The following is a 1,891-nucleotide window of genomic DNA, read 5'->3' as shown; positions in this document are numbered from 1 at the left end:
ATCGGGATTTGCTTTTAAGAGATGAATTTTTGGTGTGAATGCTTGACATTATTTTGATTGACCATGGCATAGGCCAGGGTTGTGTCAATCTTGCTATGACCTAGCAGTTTTTGGACTTGCTCGATAGGCATACCTTTATCAATTGCCTTAGTCGCTAAAGTTCTTCTGAACTTATGTGGGTGAACCTTTTGTATACCGAGTTTGTCTCCTAACTTTCTTAAGCGAATCTCTACACCAGCAATTCCAAGCCTCTGGACTTTTCCAACTAACGTTACAAAAAGAGCAGGGTGACTATCTTTTCTGTCGTTAAGATAGTTTCTTAAATGAATTTTCGTACGAGCGTCAAAATATACTGGTCTCTCCTTCTTTCCTTTACCAAAGACAACACACTCTCTGTTTTCAAAATCAATATCTGAACGATTCAACTGTACAAGCTCCCCTACACGCATACCTGTCGATGCTAGTAGGTCTATTATTGCCAAATCTCTCAAATTTTCACAGTTATCGCGCATAATTTCCAAATGTTCATCTGTATAAGTTTCCTTCACATTTTGCTCAGTCTTAATTTTCTTTATCCGTCGAATGGGATTTTTAATGATATATTCCTCTTGCTCAAGCCAAGCAAAAAAAGAAGACAATATACGCCTAATATTGTCTAAATTTGCCTTACTACAATCCTTTTCAGACTGGTAATTTGCTAAATAACTCCTTAAATCATCTGTTGTGAGTTGTGTCACAGACTCCTTAATACCATTAAACAAGTTTTCAATCGTCCTCTGGTAATAACGAATTGTTTTTGAGCTACAGCCCTCTACCTGTTTGGCGGTAATAAAGAGTTTCAACAGGTTATTATTCGAATACTTCTGCTGCTTTTTTCCGTCTACTAGATGATGTTCTAAACTCTCTCTCAATGCTAGTAATTGTTCATTATTTAAAAGAGGTAACATTTCTTGCATGATAATTGTAACTTTTGATTCCATAATTTCTCACTTTCTTATTCATCAATAAAAAGAGACAATATCAGTTTCTGCATTACAGAATTCTAATATTGTCTGTTCATTTATTTTCTTGTGCTCATTCAAATCCAGCATACTAGGTTACTTTTTGACCTTTTCCCTAACAGAATGTTCAGAAACCCATTTGGAGTAGCTTGTCATTTTTTCATCAGTTAAAGATTCTACTGCGATGGTCACACACATTTTTACTGCTTCTTCTACCGTTACAGAAAAATGATAGCTATTTAATTGTAAAAATTTGACCAAAACGAAGAAAGCAGTTCTTTTATTAGCATTAGCAAAAACATGCTTCTTTATCAATTGGACAAATAGTATCGTTGCTTTATCAAAAATTGTTGGATAAAGAGGCTTCCCAAAGACAAATTGTTCTGGTAAGTTCACAATCATATTTAAGGCAGAAGGACTAACTGTTTGAATTTTCTCATTTGGAGAATACCGTTGAATTGCTAAAGCATTTATTTTTTCAATTTGCTTTTCTGTTAGATAGATTGTTATTTTTCCACCAAAGCTTTGAAAACATCGTCGTATTCGTCAAATATTTTATCTAAATTTAAGTCAAAGGCATCATCAGATACATAAGAAACCTGCTGATCCAATTCTTCAGGAGTAAAGATAATCTCACCACTTGGTAACAATTTAGCTTCGTATTTTACACCACTTGGAATATTAAATTCACTTGGAATCGTAATGGTGATTGAATTTCCTTGTTTTCTTGTTTTTACTACCATCTGATTTCCTCCTTTGTTGTATTATAACAAATCATTACCGTAATTACAATGGCAGAATATCAGCTAAAATACTCCTGCATCAGAGATTTCTTCAAAGTTTCAAGCTCTTCCAGAGATTTTTGGATTGCCAATTGTGATTTGTCGACC

General features: G+C 34.2%; 3 protein-coding genes and 1 pseudogene. All 4 read right to left on the bottom strand.

From position 1 onward, the window contains the following. Positions 1 to 14: 14 nt before the first annotated feature. Entirely contained in the window at positions 15 to 980 is a 966-nt protein-coding gene (gene xerA, locus HT719_RS10685; RefSeq protein WP_000444454.1) for a site-specific tyrosine recombinase/integron integrase, read from the bottom strand. A 117-nt stretch (positions 981 to 1,097) separates the two neighbouring features. Continuing rightward, positions 1,098 to 1,511 carry a type II toxin-antitoxin system death-on-curing family toxin gene (locus HT719_RS10680; protein WP_000158362.1) on the bottom strand — a complete coding sequence of 138 codons (414 nt, stop codon included), beginning with the start codon at positions 1,509 to 1,511 and terminating at the stop codon, positions 1,098 to 1,100. Next, positions 1,508 to 1,744 (bottom strand): AbrB family transcriptional regulator, encoded by a 237-nt coding sequence (locus HT719_RS10675; RefSeq protein WP_000260603.1) that lies wholly within the window; start codon positions 1,742 to 1,744, stop codon positions 1,508 to 1,510. Before HT719_RS10675 ends, HT719_RS10680 begins: the two co-directional genes overlap by 4 nt. A 59-nt stretch (positions 1,745 to 1,803) precedes the next feature. Then, positions 1,804 to 1,891 (bottom strand): annotated as a pseudogene (locus HT719_RS10670) (type I restriction endonuclease); the annotation flags it as partial.

This window comes from Streptococcus sp. k-378 (genome assembly GCF_013277505.1).
Classification (GTDB): Bacteria; Bacillota; Bacilli; order Lactobacillales; family Streptococcaceae; genus Streptococcus; species Streptococcus pseudopneumoniae.
This window is presented reverse-complemented; position numbering and strand designations above follow the sequence as displayed.